This is a genomic window from Snodgrassella alvi (assembly GCF_040741455.2).
Taxonomy (GTDB): Bacteria; Pseudomonadota; Gammaproteobacteria; order Burkholderiales; family Neisseriaceae; genus Snodgrassella; species Snodgrassella alvi_E.
In genome coordinates this window covers 1,599,409-1,620,690 of the sequence record NZ_CP160328.2, presented here as the reverse complement: position 1 = coordinate 1,620,690, position 21,282 = coordinate 1,599,409, and the positions used below count along the sequence as shown (strand labels likewise).

The window sequence follows — 21,282 nt, the reverse complement described above, 5'->3', positions numbered from 1 at the left end:
ATCATCTCCTCGTCACTAAAAATTAAAATATGCTCAATAAAATCCATCGTTCACACTAATATAATTAGCCATAATAAGCCAAATCGATGATTTATTAGCCATAATTTATTCAAATTAAATGATAAAAAAGAAGCTAAGTGAAACTAATTTGCAACAGGTCTAAAATAAATAGATATTCAAAATTTGCTTATTTTGTATATATTTAGACATTCTTTACCTAATCAAACCAGAAATATTTTATTTTATTATTTCAGCATAAATAAAATACACATCTAAAAATCAGATACGCATATATTAAATTATTTAGCTAATTTCTTTTTCACCGGCATGTAGCATTTTCCAGTCACCCTACAGCTTCTGACCTATCAAAATTATCTCTAACACTATTTTTTACATCGTATAACAATACTTATATTAATCATAAAGTTAATTTTTTGACTTAGGTAATATTTTATAGTCGAATGAAATCCGAACTATATCTTATTCATTTTAAAGCCAGTTCTTAAGATATATGTCGTTAATACGAAATTATTATTAACCTGATTAAAGTTAATCAAAATGAATAAAATCTACAAGCTTATCTGGAGTGCGCAAGTACAGGCATATATAGTTACCTCAGAATTAGCCCACAAAGGAGGCAAAACAGCTACAGTCAAACTACTAAGCATCTTAGGTATTACTTTGGCCGCACCCACTATAGCTCATGCTCAGTGCCTTATTACTTCTCCTGACCACAAAGCATGTACGATTTCACAGCAAAGCCTTTCGCATAACACCGCCTTTGCGGACACAACTATTACCAATAATCTGATTGAAAATCGCGATCCAGCCAGCCAAACCATCAATACTTCTAATGATGAACTGAACCAAACCCTAACCATACGCAATCAGACCGGCGCCGGTGATTTAACCGTCAATGCAAATAATAAAAATATCACTAATATCGATGCCAGAAACGATAGCACAGGTGCCGCCTTCACCCTGACAACCACACAGGACATGTCCGGTTCCGATGTAAGAGGCATTTATATAGAACATAACGGTACCGATGTACATCTTTCCACAGCATCCATCCATAGCCGGCAATTGAAAGGCATTAGTATTAACAACAGAGGCACTGGTGCAACTATCATCAACTCCGGCAATACCATAACCTCTGATAACGATGATGCCATCTACGCAGTCAATGATCCGACCGCCACCGATGTGCAAATTACTGCCGGAGCCGTAACTGGACATGGCAAAGGAATTTACGTAGCAAATAATGGTACAGGTTCAACAACCATTACCGTTAGTCAGGGTGTTGTGTCTGAAACAACAGATGGCATCTATGCACACAATTCAGCCACAGCAAAAAATCTGACAACATACACAAATTCTACTGTTCATGGATACAGCAACGGTATCTATGCTGAAAACAACGGCAACGGCATTACATCAATAACCACTATTGGAGACGTAGAATCCCAAAATGGTGATGGTGTACATATCAACCACAACGGCCAGAAATTAACCCTCAACAGTAAAAATGTACAGGGCACCAGCAACGGCATCTATGCCATCAATTCTGGAAACGATTCCACCGAAATTACGTCCAGTGCAACCGTCAAATCCACTTCCGGTAATGGTATCTTTGTTAATAATGGCAGTAACACACGAGACCTAACCATCAGCACCAATGTCGTTTCTGGCTCTGACAACGGCATTTATGCAAGCAACAATGGTAGCGGTTCAACAGTTATCAAGAACAGTGCAACCATCACAGCAACCGATAATACCGGCATCCGGATTGAAAACAACAATCAAACCACTGGATTACGCATCGAATCTCAACTTATTCATGCCGGAAATAACGGTATTTACGCCATAAACAATGGTAGCAATGCCACAGATATTATTTCACAGGGAGAAGTGACCGCTACGAAAGGCTACGGTATCTGGGCTGAGAATGGCAATAAAACCACCGATATCAATATTATACAGTCAGGTGGCAAAATCACCGGAGGTATCAGTGGCATCGAAGCGCGCAATTCTGGTACCGGCAATACCTTAATCACCTTGGCAAACCAGATAACCGGTGGCTCCGGCGCAGGTATTATCAGCCATGACAAAGCCGGTAGTACCACTACTATCACGCTTAATACTGGTAGCCGCGTTTCCGCTACATCTGGGCTAGCAATCAGCGATGAGGAAGGTAATGCCATTGTGACACTAAAAAGTGGTTCTACTGTCAGTGGCCGAATCGAATTGGGTAATGGCAGTGATATCCTCAACGTAAACCGTGGCACCAACATCAGTGAAATAACGGTTATGGATGGTGGCGATGATACCAGCAGCAATGATGGCATGATTGATACATTAAATATTAATCAGACATTAACCGGTTCAACAACAGGCACCAATAATGGTGTAGCCGGGAATATTGCCATTCGAAACTGGGAGAAAATCAATCTGGCACAGAATAGTACACTCAATCTAAGTGGTGATTTGAACACAAATCAGCTCAATATCGGTGACGGCACAACCATCAGACTCATTCCTGACCTTAAACAAGCACGCATTGAAGGTGATGTATTAAATTCAGGCTACATCAACCTGAACAGCACCTACACCGGAGACAATCTCACTATTGGCGGAAACTATCAGGGTAATAACGGCAAACTTATTCTCGATCTAAAACTTAATTCTGCCCAAAGAGATAGCAATACTCCAGACAATACTGCCGACAAACTCATCATTCAGGGCAATGCCTCAGGTAACACCACCATCAGATTTGACAAAGTCGAAGGATTGGGTGGAGATACCGGCAACACCAATGGTATTGAAGTTGTCGAAGTAAAAGGAAACAGCACACAAGACGCTTTTGCACTGAACGGTAATCGCCTGAGTGCAGGAGCTTATGAATACCATTTATTCAAAGGCGATTTACAACAAAACGGAAACAACTGGTATTTGCGTTCGCAAAAACAAACCAATCCTCCAGATGGTGGCGGCACTGGTGGTGGCGGTACTGGCGGTGGCGGTACTGGCGGTGGTGGCACTGGAGATGGCGGTACTGGCGGTGGTGGTACTGGTGGTGGCGGTACTGGTGGTGGCGGTACTGGTGGTGGCGGTACTGGTGGTGGCGATACTGGTGGTGGCGATACTGGTGGTGGCGGTACTGGTGGTGGCGGTACTGGTGGTGGCGATACTGGTGGTGGCACTGGTAACGGCACAACCGTTAAACCATCTAAACTCAAACCACTGTATCGCAAAGAAGTGCCATTACTGGCTACAGTTGCTACACAGTTACGACAAGCAGATAACCTAATGCTGGCTAATATGCATCAGCGTATTGGTGCCACACCCATACCTGAAGAACGCATGAGCTGGGGTAGAGTTCTTGCAAACCGTACTGACATTCAGCAAAACGGTCCGGCCGAAGGCCGCAGTACCGGCAATTATGCTGGTTTACAACTTGGCAGTGATGTCTGGACAGGCAATGGCTGGCGTATCGGTGGCTATATAGGCTATCTACATGGCAATCTGGATATAGATGGCTTTGCCAGCGGCGTAGATGACAAAGTAGGCAAAAACACCACCAAATCCTATTTTATCGGTGCTTATAGCAACTATACCCGTACCGACGGAGCTTACGCTGATTTTGTATTACAGGCAGCACGTCATCGTGCAGACATCAAACCGGATTACAATCCTATTAGTAAACAGAAAGGACACGGAATCACCGCTTCAATAGAAATAGGCAAACCATTTACACTGGCCAACAGCAACTGGAAAATTGAGCCGCAAGCACAGATTATTCATCAGTGGCTGGATCTAAATGATAGCAATATCAGTGGTCACACTTCAGTAAGTCAGGAGCATAATAATGCGTGGTTATTCCGTCTTGGTGGACGTTTAGCAGCAACATATCAGCTCAATAAAGGCTTAATACATCCATATGCACGGGTTAATTTCTACTACTCACCTGATGGCTCAGACAAGACCAGCTACCGAACCATATCCACAACAACCACACTTAATGCCGGTGCCTCACATCGGAGTACAGAGCTCGCCTTGGGTGGCACGTATGACATCAACAATACTGTAAAAATTTATGGAGAAATCGGCCATACTTGGTCAAATGGAGGTAATGCCAAAGTAAAAGTACCCGTCAATGCTTCAGCCGGCTTAAAAATTGACTGGTAACCCCAACGCTCCAGCAGTACTTTTAGCATTATATAAACAACCACCTTAGTCAATGATTAAGGTGGTTTCTATTAAATTTAAAATAATTTTTCAATAAAAATTATCTGATAAATAAATCCTTTTATTTTTTATTCTTCTTGTGAAGAATCCTCCACAGACAAAATCATCCAATTCATATAACAAATATTCTTTACATTCATTGATAAAGTGTTGTTTTTAGGTAATATTAGTTTGTTTTAAACTTTTATTATATATTTTTGTTAATTCAATGAATTACAATAGATTACTTTTTATTTGGGAACCAGAGCAATGAAAAGTAAACACCATCCCATCTGGAATAATCAGATCCCCTCCTCAACAATAACAACATATCTAAAATCCGCACTTGGACAAAAAACCATCGCTGAATTAACTATTCTATCCTTTTTACTGATCTGTCCCGAAATCAGTTACGCTGCCTGTCAGATTCAAAAATTAGAAACAATGACATGCGCAACAAAAACCATTGCAAACCAATTACCTTTTACATTTCGTCTTCAGAATACAGATACCAACGTTTCTGAATCTGATAGCAATGATAATCAAAAGAAAACAATCAATAAAACCTTCAGTGGAATCGTAAGCAGCGCAACTTACGCAGAAAACAATCAGGCAAAACGCACGGAACGAATTGTCATCAACAACCGCTTTAACTCGTTAATTATTGACGAATCCAGAGATATGGATATCGGTCAGTATGACAGCGGCCCTGCTGTACAAGCAAACAATTACGACACAGCAACTAACATAGATATCAAAACCCAAAATATTACCAATCAAGGTGATGGCTTAATCGTCAATAATGAAGGTAATGGTTTCACACATATCAAAACAGGAAACATTAACGCAACTGGCACCGCTATTGCCGTCACAACAGGCGAATTAGCACAGGACATATCCATTGATACACAGAATATTCAGTCCAGTGAAAGTAGTAATGTCGTCACAGTACAAAACAGAGGTAAAAATAGCTCCATCAGTATCAAAAGTGGCAACATATATTCTAGTGACCAAAGCAGCATCGGTATAACCGCTGAAAATCAGGAAAATACAAAAAATATTCTCATTCAAGCCAAAGACATTAATACCGGCGTAGGTATAAATGCATTTAATAACGGAACAGGTTTTACCACCATCAATACAGGAAACATCACAGCTGAGCAAAATGGCATCAACGCCACAAACGGCGACAACACACAGCAATTAACAATCAATACCAAAAATATAAGCGCAAGTACTGCCATCAGTGCTATGAATAGTGGCAAAAATTCAATTTTTATCAATACAAACGGCAATGTAACCGGTAATCAGATGGATGGCATTAACGCCATCAACATCGGTACTGCAAAAAATATTAATATTAATCATTCAGGCGGTACCCTCACCGGAGCAAACAATGGCATCAATACCGTCAATATCGGTACCGGAGACATTAATATTGAAATTGCTGGCAATGTTAAAGGCGGCAACGACGCCATCATAGCTCAAAACAGCGGCAGCGCTAAAGACATCAATATCGATCAGATTAATGGCAACATATCTGGTGACCTGAATGGTATCAACATCATCAATAATGGACTTGGAAACATCCGAATAAAAGCAAATGGCCAAATTCAAGGTGATATAGGATCCGCAATCAATATCAGCGGAAAACCCAGTACAACAACTAACATCTTTTTAGATAAAAATGCCGTAATAAAGTCAAATTCAGGTATTGCCATACAAGACGATAACACCAATACAAATATTATCCTGAATAATGGAGCCAAAGTCAGCGGACAAATACTACTTGGCGACGGCAATGACACCTTCACCATAAATCAGGGCGACACCAGCACTATTACAGTTCTCGATGCGGGTAACAAAGATACCAATGGGCTAAACGGTAATGGAGTGAAAGATATAGATACACTGAATATCAACGGATGGCTTACTGGTTCCTCAAGCAGCGAAGGAAAAGAAAACGATACAGCCCTTCGTAACTGGAGCATCATCAACATCGGAGGGAAATCCCAGTCACAAACAGACAGCACACTAAATCTTACTGGCGACCTAACAACCAATCAGCTGAATATCAATCGCAGCGGAAAACTAACATTTAACGGATTTTCCGCAGAAGCATCCTCAGACCATAGCCTGTCTGAACCTCATTCCATCATCATCAACGGCAATGTTACCAATGCTGGCATCATCAGCCTAGGTAACAAGCATACTGGAGATAATCTTACAATCACTGGTGACTATAACGGCGCCAAAGGCACACTCATCCTCGACACCGAGCTGAATGATGATAAAAGTATTACCGATAAACTAGCCATCAGCGGCAATGCCTCAGGCACAACCACTATACGGATTAACAATATCAAAGGCCTCGGCGCCGACACAGGTAACAGCAAAGGTATTGAAATTATCAGTGTAGCCGGCACCAACATTACGGATGCAGAAAATGAGCCCGTATTCACACTGACTGGCAGCCATGTCGATGCCGGTGCCTATGAATACCGATTATTTAGTGGCGATCAGACCAGAGAAGATAGCAACTGGTATCTGCGCTCACGCATTAAAGACACACCTAAGCAAGACGACAAAACCACCATAGTAAGTAATCACCCTGATAACAAACCAGTCATCACCAAACCAGCCTACCGCAAAGAAACACCGCTTAACTCTTCAACCGCTGCACAACTGCTTCAAGCTGACAGCCTTATGTTAGCAAACCTGCATCGCCGTACAGGCACCACACCAACAGCAGAACAACGCAGAAGCTGGGGACGAGTAATAACAAGCCGTACTAATATTCGACAGAATGGAACCACCAGTCCACATACCAGCGGTCACTATAATGGTTTACAAATGGGCAGCGATATTTGGAACAATCCTCACTGGCATACAGGGGGATACCTCGGGTATCTGAACGGTCATCTGAATGTAGCCGGTTTTGCCAGCGGTATAAATGGGAATGTAGGTAAAAACGATATTCAATCTTATTTCCTGGGCGCCTACAGCACCTACACCAGCAATACTGGCAGCTATCTAGACATCGTTTTACAGGGCGCACAGCATCAGGCAGATATCAGGCCTACTGGTAATCAGGCCAGCAAACAAAAAGGACATGGCATCACAGCATCAGTTGAAATAGGTAAACCTTTTACAATCGGCCACAGCGCATGGAAACTGGAGCCCCAGACACAGATTATACGCCAGTGGTTGCACCTGAATGACAGCCAGATAAGCGGAAACACAACCGTCAGCCAGAACGGCAATAATGTTTGGCTGTTTCGTATCGGTGGCCGCATGCATGGTGATTTTCAGTTTAATAAAGGCATATTCCATCCCTATGCACGAATCAATTTTATCTATTCACCGGATGGCGACGATTACACCACTTACACTACTCATACAGCATCAACCACATTGAATACCAGTCTGGCGCATAGCAGTACTGAAATGGCGATTGGAGGCAGCTACGAAATTTCCAATAAAATGAGACTTTACGGAGAATTTGGCCATACAAAATCTAACGGCGGAGATGCACAGATAAAAGCCCCTTTTAACGGGTCTTTAGGATTCAAAGCTGAATGGTAATATTTATAATGATATTATCATAAATAATGAATAATCTGTTTGAATAGTCATTCAGCATAATAAGTCTAAGGAATCCAAAATAAAAATTAAATTCCATCTGAAAAACAGACATTAATGGACGATAATATTGCAAATAATCAATATTATATTAATCAATCGAAATAAATAAAACACAACACCTCTAATCAAATATTTCGATATAAAACTTTAGAGCTTAATACTTACAACATTGATACAAACCGGAGAAATCACCATGAATACACAACCGAAATCCACTTTGCGCCCATTGATATCACAAATAAGCCTATCCGCTTTATTATGCCTATCAAATAATATTTTTGCTGCAATCGGAGATACAGCAGCTGCAATAGATGCTTGTGAAAACAATGTCACCCCTGCCAAAAACCATACTATACCAACAGAAGTAGGCAACATTGCAATAGGATGCGCAAGTTTAGCGGCAAACGGCTCAGATAAAGAATCTAAATTAGTGAAGGGGTGGGCCATGGCAGAGAGAAACAATCCTTACAACAAAATCAGTGGCAAAGATTATGGAAGCAGTGCAGCAATAGGATTTGGCGCATCCGCCTATTCTCCTTTTACATTAGCACTGGGAAGTCACGCCAAAGCGTCTGCAAGCTCTGCAACAGCCATAGGTCCAGAAGCATTATCATCAGGTAATACATCGCTGGCTATCGGTCGTCAAGCCGCAGCCATTGCAGACTTTGCGCAGGCTATTGGAAATGTAGCCGCAGCCACAAATAAAGGAACATTGGCTATCGGACATTCCGCAACAGCAACCGGCTTTCGCTCCATAGCCATCGGTTCAGCCAATATCAAAAATGTTTCGACAATTGATCAAGATGTAAAGTTTCAGTCCGAAGACAACACCCTATCTTCAGGTGAGGACGCCATTGCTATGGGTAGCGGAGCACAAGCCGCAAAAGATTACACCTTGGCACTGGGTGCATTTTCTAAAGCCTTAGCATTGGATTCAATGGCAATAGGAAAAAATGCTCAGGCAATAGCAGATAATGCCATAGCCATCGGCAATGGTGCCTCTGCAACCAAAACAGGTGGCACTGCGCTAGGCATGAACGCCAGAGTCTTAACAGAAAACAGCATCGCCTTAGGTATAAATTCCGTTACCAGTGGTGCATCAGGCGATGCATATCTAACCAAACAACCCCTTTCATCAGTCAGGGGAGTAGTCTCCATTGGCACACCAGAACAACTACGCCGCATCCAAAACGTAGCCGATGGCGCTCAAGACAGCGATGCAGCCACCGTTGCTCAGCTTAAAGCAGCAACTAGCTCCGTCATAAACACAGGACAATTTGATCACATATTGTCTTTAGCAAAAGATTATACTGATCATAAAATTAGTCAGGTCACAACTGTATCCAATCAAAATCCAGCTAACATCAGCAATGATATCAACAAACTGAATAATGGCAGCGCGGGTATGTTTCAGGTAAACCAAAACGAGACAACTACCGCACCACAACCATCTGCTCCTGGTTCTGTAGCTGGTGGCTCAGGAGCCGTAGCCTCTGGCAACCACAGCACAGCAATCGGCAATCATGCACAGGCCAGAGCAGAAAATTCTGTGGCACTGGGCGAAAGTTCAGTGGCCACCCGCAGTAACAGTGTCTCTATTGGCAGCATCGGCCACGAGAGACAAATCAGCAATGTTGCAGCCGGCGTAGCAGACACAGATGCCGTTAATGTAAGTCAGATGAATCATGCACTCGATAAAATCGGCCACAATATCAGTCACCTGAATCGTAAAATCAATGATATTGAAGATAACTCAAATGCAGCTATTGCTTCTGCCATCGCTATGGCTAATCTGCCGCAGCCGATGAATGCCGGTGATGGTGGTCTCACAATGGGCTTCGGCACACATCGTGGTGAATCTGGCTATGCTGTCGGTTATTCTGTGGCCAGCAATAAAGGAAGCTGGGTTTTTAAAGCAGCGGCTACAGGCAACACTCAAGGCAAATTTGGAGCAGGTGCAGGCGTATTTATAAAGCTGCACTGATGAATAAAAATTATCGTGCAGACGGCACTTTATACTCAAGGTGCCGTTTTTTTTATTAATTAAATCCATCGCAGCATGAAAACGCCTCAAAACAAAGTAGGAAATGGCTGAATATTATTAAGTTATACTAAAAATAAAAACAAAGAGTAAACAGGGTAAACAACGCATAGACGTAAATCACTTCAGTAATGATTTATTTTAAATACTGATAACATTATGTTTCATAACAGTATTTTGTGATTAGCAACTAAATATCATCGGTATTTGAATATAAAATCTCATCACCCCAAAATACTTAAATATTACTGCTTGCTTGAGCGAACCATTTCATATAGACAGCAACAACTATTCTCTTCAACTGCGTCTTAACACCATATTATCGCGATGAATCAATTCTTCTTCCGCCACATAGCCTAATATTTCCTCAATTGCTTGTGACGGCTGCCGCAACAACCGACTGATTTCATGATCGCTATAATTTACTAATCCTCGAGCAATTTCTTGGCCTGTTTGATTACAAACAGCCACCAAAGCTCCGCGTTCAAAATGGCCATTTACCGCCATACAGCCGATGGGTAACAAACTAGAATGCTGTACTGTCAACGCCTTGACTGCGCCATCATCTACCACAACACTTCCTGCTAGCTGCACCTGCCCCAACAGCCATTGCTGACGTGCACTTAGACGATTTGCAGCTGGCGTAAACAAAGTACCTATCTGTTCTCCATCCACTACCCGCACTAATACATTGTCCGCATGTCCATTTGCTATCAGGGTGGCCGCACCACTCAGAGCAGCACGTCTGGCTGCCACTACCTTGGTAAACATGCCGCCGGTTCCCACACTGCTGCCAGCACCACCGGCCATACTTTCCAGCTCAGGATGGTCAGCAGCAATTTGATGGATAAAATTGGCATCGGTATGCTGGCGTGGGTCGCGGTCATACAAACCATTCTGATCAGTCAGAATAATCAGTATGTCTGCTTCAATCAGATTGGTCACCAGCGCCCCGAGCGTATCATTATCCCCGAGCTTAATTTCATCTATGGTGACAGAATCGTTTTCATTAATAATTGGTACCACCCCTTGCTCCAGTAGGGTACGGATGGTACTGCGGGCATTCAGATAGCGAGTACGGTGACTCATATCATCATGCGTCAACAATATCTGAGCGGTCTGAATCTGCAGTGACACAAATGCCTCTTCATAGGCTTGAGCCAGTCCCATCTGCCCCACTGCAGCCGCAGCCTGTAGTTCGTTGAGTGCTTTAGGTCGTACTGTCCAGCCCAGACGCTTCATACCTTCAGCAATGGCCCCACTGGAAACCAGCACTACCTGCATGCCACGCGCACGCAAGTGCGCAATTTGCTGTGCCCAGTTATTCAACATCGTCTGGTCTACACCCTGTCCACCGTTAGTTACCAGACTGGAGCCTACTTTTACCACCACACATTGTGTCTGGCGAATATCAAAACCTGAAAGATTCATACTGACCATGCCATTATTATTTTCATATTTGAATGAACCATTTTACCTGCTCTTATCTACTTTAATAAATGCTCATCCAACAGCAAAAACAGCAGCCATAAAGGCTGCTGTCAAATAGATAAAAGACCTTAGCTATGCATCAAAGCCTGTACACACCATGCCATCACGCCATCCGGCACTACACCCCATAGCAACAAAAGCAAACCGTTGATGGATAACACCACTTTACCCAGCAGGGACATATTAAATACAGGTGCAGCCACAGAATCCGCAGTATCGAAATACATGGTTTTCACCACACGCAGATAGTAGAACGCGCCAATTAATGACATCACCACTGCATACACAGAAACCCACACATAGCCACTAGAAAGCAATGCTTTGATGACTGCCAGTTTGGCATAGAAGCCCATTAAGGGTGGAATACCAGCCATAGAGAACATAGCCAGCAACATTAGGAATGCATACCAAGCATTTTTCTGATTCAGACCGGCAAGATCACTGATATTCTGGCATTCAATATCTTTGTTAGATAACAACATCAAAATGGCAAAGGCCACAGAAGCCATTAAAGCGTAGGTGATGGCATAGTAAATGGCGGCAGTACAGCCAACTTCACCAGCCAACAGCGCCAGCAGGATAAAACCCATATGTGCAACGGTTGAGAAACCGAGCATACGCTTGATACTGGTTTGCATAATGGCAGCAAGATTACCAATAAACAAAGAAGCAATCCCCAATAACAGCAACAAATCGCGCCAGCTTTCCCATTGCGTCAGCAGACCATACACCAGAATACGGAAAGCAAACACCGTGGCAGCGATTTTTGGCGCCGTACCAACCAGAGCAGTTACAGCAGTTGGTGCGCCCTGATACACATCGGGTACCCACATATGGAAAGGCACAGCACCCAGCTTAAATACGATACCGGCTACAATAAATACTACACCTAGTTTCAGCAACCATGGATTGGTGCCTTCCTGACTGGCAGCCAGTACTTGCTGCAACTGCAGAGTACCTGTTGCACCATATACCAGAGAAATGCCATACAACAGCAAACCGGAAGCCAGAGCACCGAGCACAAAATATTTCAGCGCTGCTTCAGCTGCACGGCCACTATCGCGCTGCAGAGCAATCAACGCATACAATGCCAGTGACAGTAATTCCAACCCAACATATAAGGTTAAGAAATGGCATGCAGAAACCATGATGTTCATGCCCAACAGAGCAAACAAAGTCAAAGTGTAAAATTCACCCTGATAAATGTTTCTGGCACGAAGATAAGCCTGACTGTAGATAAAAACGGCTATCACCAATCCATACATACATAATTTGGCCAGTTGTGCCATGCCATCAAGCACAAACATGTCGTGAAAGGCATATTGAGGTTGCTGTTTCCACACCAGACACTGCACAGCAGCGGTCAAAATCAGGCCGATAACAGATAAGGTACAGGTTATCCAGCGTTGCCGGTCATTCAGCCATAAATCCACCAGCAATACGGCAAACAGTACGCCAGTTAGCACCAGTTCCGGTACAGCGGGAAATATTGTTAAATCTGTCCAGTTCATTCACATTTCCTTACAGTTTGCTTTGTGCCGCTTGGACAATTAAATCATTAGCTGCCTGATGCACAACGGCGATAAAGGGTTCGGGATACAAACCAAAACCAAGTACCGCTACGGCCAAAATCACCAGAATAAGCAGTTCGCGTTTATTCACATCTTTTAATTGCGCCACTTCGGGGTTTTTAATAGCACCAAAAATCACCCGTTTAAACATCCACAGAGTATAGGCAGCACCATAAATCAGAGTCAGTGCCGCTAGCGCGCCAATCCAGAAATTGGTTTTTACCGCACCGACAATCACCATGAATTCACCCACAAAACCGGAAGTACCGGGTAGACCAGCATTTGCCATGGCAAACAGCAGCATGAATGAGGCAAATATCGGCATACTGTTAACCACGCCACCGTAAGCTGAGATCTCACGAGTATGCATGCGGTCATACATCACGCCAATGCTCATAAACATGGCTGCTGAAACAAACCCATGCGACAGCATCTGCATGATGGCACCTTTAAACGCCCAGTCATTCAGGTAACCGCCAGTAAACAGGAAAAAGCCTAAGGTCACAAACCCCATGTGGCTAATGGAAGAATATGCCACCAGTTTTTTCATATCGGTTTGTACCAGTGCCACCATACCGATATAAATCACGGCAACCAAACTCAGCACAATAATCGCTGGAGCAAAATAGCGTGCCGCATCCGGCAGAATCGGCAGCATAAAACGCAGAAAACCATATCCACCAATTTTCAGGGTAATAGCCGCCAGTACCATGGAACCACCAGTTGGTGCTTCCACGTGGGCATCAGGCAACCATGTATGTACCGGCCACATAGGTACTTTTACTGCAAAAGACAGGAAAAAACCGATAAACAGCAGCACCTGTGCAGTCATGGCCAAATGTTTAATGTTGTGCCATGTTTCGATAGCAAAGCCGCCAGTCTGATTAGACAGGTAAACAAAACCCACCAGCATCAGCAATGAACCCATCAGGGTATAGAGGAAGAATTTGATGGAGGCGTAGACACGTCGCGGACCTCCCCAGATACCGATAATCAGATACATCGGTATCAGCATGCCTTCGAAGAACACATAAAACAGAATGGCATCCATGGCTGCAAAAGCACCATTGATCAAACCAGACATAATTAAAAACGCGGCCATATACTGTGCCGGTCGTTTCTGAATCACCTGCCAGCCAGCGAGCACCACCAGTAAGGTAGTGAAGCTATTCAGAATCACAAACAGCACAGACAGACCATCCACGCCCAAGGCATAGTTGATGTTGAGGCTGTCTATCCAGACATGAAATTCTGTAAATTGAAAGCCACCATTCAAGCGATCAAATTTGCAAAACAGCGGTATGGTGATGAGAAAGGATAGCAGCGCACCTATTAAGGCCAGCACTCTGGCTATCCCAGCGTGCTTGTCTGAGCCGGTGGCCAGCACAACGATACCGGCCAACACGGGCAGCCAAATCGCCAAACTGAGTAAGTAATCGTACATATTTATAGCCTAAAAATACTAAATTGAATGCCTTGAATTAACCGCCGAACATGGTTTTCAGCAACGGCCAGAATGTCCATGCCACCAGCACAAACACGCCCAGCACCATAGCAGTTGCATAAGTATAGAGGTAGCCGGTTTGAATCCGTCGCACCAGTGCAGCCACTGTGGCCACAACGCGCGCAGCACCGTTAACAATTAATTTATCAATGATGAGCACATCACCTACTTTCCAGAACAGCGTTCCCAGCAGTCGGCTGCCTTTGGCAAAAACGTTGTAGTAAAGTGCATCCAGATAGTATTTGTTGTCCAGCAAGGTATATATCGGACGGATGGAAGACACAATCCGCGCCGGAATCTGTGGTTTTTTCATGTAGAAAAACCATGCCAGAACTACGCCGGCAATGACCAGCCATAACACTGGTGTAGTCAGACTGTGCAGAGCCATGGCAAAAATACCGTGATATTCTTCTGCAACGGTGGCCAATGCAGGGTGGGCGGCGCTGTTGATGAAAATTACATTATGATAAAAATCGCTGAAGAGCATGGGTTTGATTGCCCACATACCGACAAACACTGATGGAATAGCCAGTAAAATCAGCGGAATAGTCACCACCAGCGGGCTTTCATGTGGATTATCCTGCGGACGCAGACCATGGTGTTCCTCGCCATGATGATGTTCGCCCTGCCCGCTCTGGCGCCATTTTTCTTCACCGTGGAACACCAGAAAATACAGGCGGAAGGAATAGAAAGCAGTTACAAATACACTGGCTACCAGTGCCACATAAGCGAAGCTGCTGAAAGGCAGTGTTGAAGCTTTAACAGCATCGATGATGGAATCTTTGGAATAGAAACCGGAGAAGAATGGTGTACCAATCAGAGACAAAGAACCAATCAACATGCAAATCCACGTTACTGGCATGTATTTACGCAGTCCACCCATGTGGCGCATATCTTGATCATGATGCATACCCATAATCACACTACCGGCTGCCAGAAATAACAGTGCTTTAAAGAAAGCATGTGTCATCACATGGAAGACAGCAATATTGTAGGCAGAGGCACCCAGTGCTACGGTCATATAGCCTAACTGCGACAGGGTGGAATAAGCAATCACACGCTTGATGTCGTGTTGAATCATGCCTAAAAAGCCCATAAACAGTGCGGTTATAGTACCGGAAACCATGATGACACCAAGTGCTGTATCAGACAATTCATACAATGGTGACATGCGCGACACCATGAAAATACCAGCAGTCACCATAGTAGCGGCATGAATCAAAGCAGATATCGGTGTCGGGCCTTCCATTGAGTCCGGCAACCAAACATGCAATGGAAACTGTGCTGATTTACCCATGGCGCCGACAAACAGCAGAATACAGGTTACGGTAATCAGAGACCACGGATGGCCGGGAATCAGTTCAATGGTGGCGTTTTTGACTTGATCGATGTGCTGGAATACGTCGGCATAGCGCAAACTGCCGCCAAAATATGCCAGAATCAGGCCAATACCCAGCACAAAACCAAAGTCACCAACACGGTTGACCAGAAAGGCTTTCAAATTGGCAAAGATGGCACTATCGCGTTTGTAGTAAAAACCAATCAGCAGATAAGACACCAGACCTACGGCTTCCCAGCCAAAAAACAACTGGATGAAATTATTACTCATCACCAGCATCAGCATGGAAAAAGTAAACAGGGAAATATAGCTGAAGAAACGCTGGTAACCATTGTCGTCACTCATGTAGCCGATGGTATAAATATGCACCATCAAGGAGACACTGGTTACGATGACCAGCATGGTAGCGGTGAGGGTATCAATCAGAAAACCCACCGAGAAATCCAGCCCGCCCATGGTCAGCCATGTATAGACGTTTTCATCAAATGGCTGACGGCCGCCTGTCATAAACCCGTATAGTACCCACGCCGATAATACGGCGGATAAGGCAACGCCGGCTATGGTGACACTGTGCGCCCCTTTTCGGCCTATCAGCTTACCGCACAATCCAGCCAGCAGGGAACCGATGAGCGGAGCCAAAGCAATAATCAGATAAACACTCATAATTTTCTCTCGTTCCTCTCAACCATCAGCCTTTCAGGCTGTCCAGATCCTGTACGTTAATGCTCTGGCGGTTGCGAAAAATCAGCACCATAATCGCCAGCCCGATAGCGGATTCAGCCGCAGCAACAGTCAGAATAAAAAACACGAAAATCTGTCCGGCGCTATCACCGAGATAACGGGAAAATGCGACAAAGTTAAAATTCACCGCTAGCAGCATCAGTTCGATGGACATCAGAAGAACCAACACATTTTTGCGGTTCATGAAAATGCCCATGGCCGAGATGGCAAATAAGATGGCGCTGAGTACCAAATAATGAGTTAAGGTAATCATGCTTTCTGCTCCCCTTCTGATGCTTCTTCTTTGTTATCGTCAGCTGATGCAGCAACTTCAGGCTGCATTTTCACCATACGGAAGCGGTCTTTGGCCTGTACCTTAACCTGCTCGGCCGGATTGGTACGACGTGGGTTGTGGGTTTGCCGGTGCACCAAAGCAATAGCAGCCACCATACCCAATACCAGCAATATGGCTGCTAGTTCAAACGGCAGCAGATAAGTGGTGTAAATCTGCATACCCAGATCGCGTACATTACTGTAGTCAGCAGGCAGTGGATTGTCGCTACCGAGATGTGCCAGATCAAGTTGTGGATTCACCAAAATCACAATGAGTAAGGCGGCGGTCAGTATTCCAACTAGCGCAGCAATCGGTGCATGGCGCCAGAAGCCAGCGCGCATCTGTTCGATATCGATGTTGAGCATCATGATGACAAACAGGAACAGCACCATCACTGCACCAACATACACCACCACCAGCACGATGCCGAGGAACTCAGCCTGCATCAGAATCCACATCATGGCACTGGCACAGAAAGTCAGCACCAGAAACAGCACTGCATGTACTGGATTTTTAGCAATTACAGTATTAATAGCACCCAGCAGTATAACCGCTGCAAAGACATAAAACAGAATTAAGGGTAAATTCATGATCACCTCTTAACGATAGGGTGCATCAGCAGCTTTGCATTTGGCGATGTCTTCTTCATAGCGATCGCCAATGGCCAGCAACATGGGTTTAGTGAAATATAAGTCACCGCGTTTTTCGCCGTGATATTCGAAAATACGGGTTTCGACAATGGCGTCTACCGGACAGGCTTCCTCACAGAAACCGCAGAAGATGCATTTAGTCAGATCGATATCGTAGCGGGTGGTACGGCGTGTACCATCCTCACGTTTTTCTGACTCGATATTAATTGCCATAGCCGGACACACTGCTTCGCAGAGTTTGCAGGCAATGCAGCGTTCTTCGCCGTTGGGATAGCGTCGCTGTGCATGCAGCCCACGAAAACGGACTGATTGCGGAGTTTTTTCTTCCGGAAAATAAATGGTTTCTTTACGTGCAAAAAAGTTTTTTAACGTCACTTTCATGCCCGCAAGCAACTCGGTCATCAGAAAAGTTTTAATTATATTTGCCATATTCAGTGCCTCTCCCTGTTTAACGCCATAAAGACAGGGGTGAAATCATCCACAATCCTAAAACAATCACGGCGACAATGGTGACCGGAATCAATACTTTCCAGCCCAGACGCATAATCTGGTCATAGCGGTAACGCGGAAACGTTGCCCGTATCCACAGATAGAAATACAGCACCAGTGCCATTTTCAGGAACATCCACAATACACTCGGAGTACCAATGAAGCCCCAACTTTGCGGAAAGGGTGATAACCAGCCGCCAAAGAACAACAAAGCTGTTAACGCGGCCACCAGAATCATAAAAATATATTCCGCCAGAAAGAATAAGGCGAAAGCAAAACCGGAATATTCAACATGGAAACCGGCAACAATTTCTGATTCACCTTCGGCCACGTCAAACGGGGCGCGGTTGGTTTCGGCCACGGCCGAAATCAGATACACCACAAATAACGGAAATAGTGGCAGCCAGTTCCACGAGAAAATGGAACCACCAGCTATACCTTTGGCTTGCGCCATGACGATATCGTGAAAATCCATACTGCCGGATACCATAATCACCCCAATCAGGGCAAATCCCATGGCTATTTCATAGGAAATGGTCTGAGCAGAAGCACGCATGGCGCCAAGAAAGGCATATTTGGAGTTGGATGCCCAGCCCGCAATGATGACACCATATACCGACAATGACGTAATCATCAGAATATAGAGCAGACCGGCATTGATGCGGGTCAGAAACCAAGTTTCACTAAACGGAATCACTGCCCAAGCGGCAAAAGCCGGCATCAGCGACATCATCGGGCCGATATAAAACAAAGCTTTATTGGCCTGTGACGGGCGGGTCACTTCTTTAAATAAGAGTTTTAATACATCGGCAAAAGGCTGGATTAAACCATAAGGTCCGGTCACATTCGGACCGACGCGCAACTGCATGTAACCGATGACTTTACGTTCAAAATAAGTCAGGTAGGCAACGGTGATAATCAGCGGCAACATGATGATGACAATCTTGACGATTACAGACACCAGTAAACCGAAGTCGTTGCCTAATAATTGTTGAAACCACGCTTGCATGATTATCCTTTACTCAATTCCACAGTGGTCAATAAAGCACCCAGCTGCCAGTTACTCTGATGCAATGGCAGCAGCAGTACGTTTTCAGGCAGGGTATCGTCCGCGGCTACGCTGACCGCTACCGCATCATTGTTCTGTTTCGCCCATGCCGTATCGCCATTTGTCAGCCCCAGTGCACTAAGCGTATGGCTGTGTGCTCGCGCAGCAGGAACGGCAGCATGTACTGTGTTCTGCAAAGGAGCTGAACGGCGCACGATGCCATCGGTGGCATACAGGCTGACACCACCTACTCGTACCAGACTGATAGCAGGATTGCTAGTGGCAACCGGCTGAATCTGATTATTCAGCAAAGCAGATAACTGGTCTTTGTCCAGTGCATCAGCCAGAATCTGCTGCGTGTTTTCATACTCAAAACCCTGCAGTTCAAGGACGTTGCCAAGTACCCGCAGTACTTTCCATAATGGTCTGGCTTCTCCATACGCCTGTACCACACCATGGAACGATTGCAGCCGGCCTTCCATATTGATAAAGCTGCCAGAAGTTTCGGTAAATGGGGTGATCGGCAGCATCACATCGGCCACTTCGCGCAATACGGCACTATCATATGCGGTGAATGCCATGACTGTCTGTGCTTGCTTCAGCGCAGCAATAGCGGCAGCACCATTGGCCACATCCATATCGGGTTCCACATTCAGCAGCATCACGGCCTGTTTCGGCTGAGTAATTTGCGCGGCAATACTTTGTTCGGCCGTTTTAGCCGCCACGCCCACTATTTCAGCACCAATACTGTTCGCTGCTTGCGGCAAAACACCAAGAATACTGCCAGTTGCTTCTGCCAGATCCTGTGCTGCAGCATAAACGGCAGCGGCATCTGAATGATTAAGGACATCAGCGCCCAGAATAATGCTGGTTTTCTCCGCTTTTAATAACGCCTGCCCTACTTCACTGTTTAGTGCATTGCTTAACCAGTCTATCCACTGATAAGGATGCAGGCTGACTTGAGCCAGTAAAGGCATGAATAGTTCTTCCTGGGCTGCAGCCAGTACTGCCACCTGTGTGCCGTTTTTGGTGGCTTGCCGGATGCGAGCGGTGAGCAATGGCTGCTCCTGACGCAATCGGGCACCAACAATCAGAATTACTTCATTGGCCGCGAGCTGCTCAATGTTCTGTCCCAGCCACTGCGCCCCTTTTGCAGCTGCGCCCAGTCGCCCATCCAGCGCTCGTAGACGACTGTCAACAGCGTTGATGCCCAGTCCTTGAGCCAGTTTGCCGGCCAAATGCATTTCTTCCACAGTATTGGCAGGATTGACCCACATGCCAATTGCTTCGCTGCCAAAATCGTGGCTGACACCATGTAAGCCCTTGGCCACATAATCGAGTGCAGTTTGCCAGTCGACGGTATGCCACTGGTTATCCTGTTTGATTTGCGGTTGGGTTAAGCGTTCCTGATACAGTCCTGCATAAGCAAAGCGGTCGCGGTCACTGAGCCAGCATTCATTAATGGCTTCGTTTTCCAGTGGCAATACACGGCGCACTGTATGGTCTTTGGTCTGCACAATCAGATTACTGCCCAGCGCATCATGGGCAGAAATGGATTTCCGTCGGCTCAGCTCCCATGAACGGCTGTCAAAACGGAATGGTTTGCTGGTTAAAGCACCAACTGGACATAAGTCAATGACGTTGCCAGACAGTTCGGTTTCCAGTGTTTTGCCATTAAAGGGAGCAATTTCAGAATGTTCACCACGATTTTTCATCGCCAGCTCCTGTTTACCGGCGATTTCTTCAGTAAAACGAATGCAGCGGGTACAATGAATGCAGCGGCTCATTTCGGCAGCCGACACCAACGGCCCCATCTCTTTACCGGCAACAGCATGTTTGGCTTCGCTGTAACGACTGGCGCCTTTGCCATAGCCCATGGATAAATCCTGCAGCAAGCACTCACCACCCTGATCACAAATCGGGCAATCCAGCGGGTGATTAATCAGCAGAAACTCCATTACCCCTTTTTGGGCATCTTTCGTCAATTTAGAATCGGTTTTCACCACCATACCATCGGTTACCGGTGTGGCACAGGCAGGCAACGGTTTGCGTGACTTTTCCACCTCAACCAGACACATTCGGCAGTTGGCGGCGATGGACAATTTTTTGTGATAGCAAAAGTGCGGAATGAACGTACCGGCCTGACGGGCGGCTTCTATCACCGTACTACCCTGCTCGACAGAAAGTTGTTTACCGTCAATTTGAATTTGTAACATAGGTTCG

At 45.1% G+C, this 21,282-nt stretch carries 13 protein-coding genes; 3 read left to right on the top strand and 10 right to left on the bottom strand.

Annotated elements, in window-relative coordinates; genetic code table 11:
- Positions 1–558 precede the first annotated feature (558 nt).
- Entirely contained in the window at positions 559–4,188 is a 3,630-nt protein-coding gene (locus tag ABU615_RS07250; protein WP_370388756.1) for an autotransporter outer membrane beta-barrel domain-containing protein, read from the top strand.
- A 309-nt stretch (positions 4,189–4,497) separates the two neighbouring features.
- Positions 4,498–7,812 carry an autotransporter outer membrane beta-barrel domain-containing protein gene (locus ABU615_RS07245; protein WP_370388755.1) on the top strand — a complete coding sequence of 1,105 codons (3,315 nt, stop codon included), beginning with the start codon at positions 4,498–4,500 and terminating at the stop codon, positions 7,810–7,812.
- A gap of 207 nt (positions 7,813–8,019) precedes the next feature.
- On the opposite strand, the gene ABU615_RS07240 is transcribed toward ABU615_RS07245, so the two are convergent.
- Complete coding sequence (locus ABU615_RS07240) at positions 8,020–8,319, bottom strand: hypothetical protein (RefSeq protein ID WP_370388754.1); 300 nt, start codon at positions 8,317–8,319, stop codon at positions 8,020–8,022.
- Between ABU615_RS07240 and ABU615_RS07235 the strand changes: the two genes are divergently transcribed.
- Positions 8,318–9,856 (top strand): YadA-like family protein, encoded by a 1,539-nt coding sequence (locus tag ABU615_RS07235; protein ID WP_370388753.1) that lies wholly within the window; start codon positions 8,318–8,320, stop codon positions 9,854–9,856. The two genes, ABU615_RS07240 and ABU615_RS07235, sit on opposite strands and share 2 nt — an antisense overlap.
- 354 nt (positions 9,857–10,210) lie before the next feature.
- Here the strand turns inward: ABU615_RS07235 and proB are convergent, their stop codons facing one another.
- The 9 genes from proB to nuoG all read right to left on the bottom strand — a co-directional run bounded on the left by proB (position 10,211) and on the right by nuoG (position 21,275).
- Positions 10,211–11,344 carry a glutamate 5-kinase gene (proB, locus tag ABU615_RS07230; RefSeq protein ID WP_370388752.1) on the bottom strand — a complete coding sequence of 378 codons (1,134 nt, stop codon included), beginning with the start codon at positions 11,342–11,344 and terminating at the stop codon, positions 10,211–10,213.
- A 128-nt stretch (positions 11,345–11,472) separates the two neighbouring features.
- A complete protein-coding gene (nuoN, locus tag ABU615_RS07225) occupies positions 11,473–12,915 on the bottom strand; it encodes an NADH-quinone oxidoreductase subunit NuoN (protein WP_267404465.1) in 1,443 nt (480 codons plus the stop codon).
- 10 nt (positions 12,916–12,925) lie between these two features.
- Positions 12,926–14,419 carry an NADH-quinone oxidoreductase subunit M gene (locus ABU615_RS07220; protein WP_100156496.1) on the bottom strand — a complete coding sequence of 498 codons (1,494 nt, stop codon included), beginning with the start codon at positions 14,417–14,419 and terminating at the stop codon, positions 12,926–12,928.
- A gap of 37 nt (positions 14,420–14,456) precedes the next feature.
- A complete protein-coding gene (nuoL, locus tag ABU615_RS07215; RefSeq protein WP_370388751.1) occupies positions 14,457–16,481 on the bottom strand; it encodes an NADH-quinone oxidoreductase subunit L in 2,025 nt (674 codons plus the stop codon).
- A gap of 25 nt (positions 16,482–16,506) precedes the next feature.
- Positions 16,507–16,812, bottom strand: coding sequence for an NADH-quinone oxidoreductase subunit NuoK (gene nuoK, locus ABU615_RS07210; protein WP_100141439.1), 306 nt, complete (start codon positions 16,810–16,812; stop codon positions 16,507–16,509).
- A complete protein-coding gene (locus tag ABU615_RS07205; protein WP_267404468.1) occupies positions 16,809–17,462 on the bottom strand; it encodes an NADH-quinone oxidoreductase subunit J in 654 nt (217 codons plus the stop codon). The genes nuoK and ABU615_RS07205 overlap by 4 nt, the downstream gene beginning before the upstream one ends.
- 9 nt (positions 17,463–17,471) lie before the next feature.
- The gene (nuoI, locus tag ABU615_RS07200; protein ID WP_100141441.1) at positions 17,472–17,951 is read right to left on the bottom strand and encodes an NADH-quinone oxidoreductase subunit NuoI; all 480 of its coding nucleotides are present in this window, start codon (positions 17,949–17,951) and stop codon (positions 17,472–17,474) included.
- A gap of 19 nt (positions 17,952–17,970) precedes the next feature.
- The gene (nuoH, locus tag ABU615_RS07195) at positions 17,971–19,020 is read right to left on the bottom strand and encodes an NADH-quinone oxidoreductase subunit NuoH (protein ID WP_100151423.1); all 1,050 of its coding nucleotides are present in this window, start codon (positions 19,018–19,020) and stop codon (positions 17,971–17,973) included.
- A gap of 2 nt (positions 19,021–19,022) precedes the next feature.
- On the bottom strand, positions 19,023–21,275 hold the full coding sequence (gene nuoG / locus ABU615_RS07190; RefSeq protein WP_370388750.1) for an NADH-quinone oxidoreductase subunit NuoG: 2,253 nt from the start codon (positions 21,273–21,275) through the stop codon (positions 19,023–19,025).
- Positions 21,276–21,282: the final 7 nt, after the last annotated feature.

Bases quoted from the DNA above. Each gene is read 5' to 3' on its own strand.
- ABU615_RS07250 (WP_370388756.1), top strand. From the start codon at position 559: ATGAATAAAATCTACAAGCTTATCTGGAGTGCGCAAGTACAGGCATAT.
- ABU615_RS07245 (WP_370388755.1), top strand. From the start codon at position 4,498: ATGAAAAGTAAACACCATCCCATCTGGAATAATCAGATCCCCTCCTCA.
- ABU615_RS07235 (WP_370388753.1), top strand. From the start codon at position 8,318: ATGGCAGAGAGAAACAATCCTTACAACAAAATCAGTGGCAAAGATTAT.
- ABU615_RS07240 (WP_370388754.1), bottom strand. From the start codon at position 8,319: ATGGCCCACCCCTTCACTAATTTAGATTCTTTATCTGAGCCGTTTGCC.
- proB (WP_370388752.1), bottom strand. From the start codon at position 11,344: ATGAATCTTTCAGGTTTTGATATTCGCCAGACACAATGTGTGGTGGTA.
- nuoN (WP_267404465.1), bottom strand. From the start codon at position 12,915: ATGAACTGGACAGATTTAACAATATTTCCCGCTGTACCGGAACTGGTG.
- ABU615_RS07220 (WP_100156496.1), bottom strand. From the start codon at position 14,419: ATGTACGATTACTTACTCAGTTTGGCGATTTGGCTGCCCGTGTTGGCC.
- nuoL (WP_370388751.1), bottom strand. From the start codon at position 16,481: ATGAGTGTTTATCTGATTATTGCTTTGGCTCCGCTCATCGGTTCCCTG.
- nuoK (WP_100141439.1), bottom strand. From the start codon at position 16,812: ATGATTACCTTAACTCATTATTTGGTACTCAGCGCCATCTTATTTGCC.
- ABU615_RS07205 (WP_267404468.1), bottom strand. From the start codon at position 17,462: ATGAATTTACCCTTAATTCTGTTTTATGTCTTTGCAGCGGTTATACTG.
- nuoI (WP_100141441.1), bottom strand. From the start codon at position 17,951: ATGGCAAATATAATTAAAACTTTTCTGATGACCGAGTTGCTTGCGGGC.
- nuoH (WP_100151423.1), bottom strand. From the start codon at position 19,020: ATGCAAGCGTGGTTTCAACAATTATTAGGCAACGACTTCGGTTTACTG.
- nuoG (WP_370388750.1), bottom strand. From the start codon at position 21,275: ATGTTACAAATTCAAATTGACGGTAAACAACTTTCTGTCGAGCAGGGT.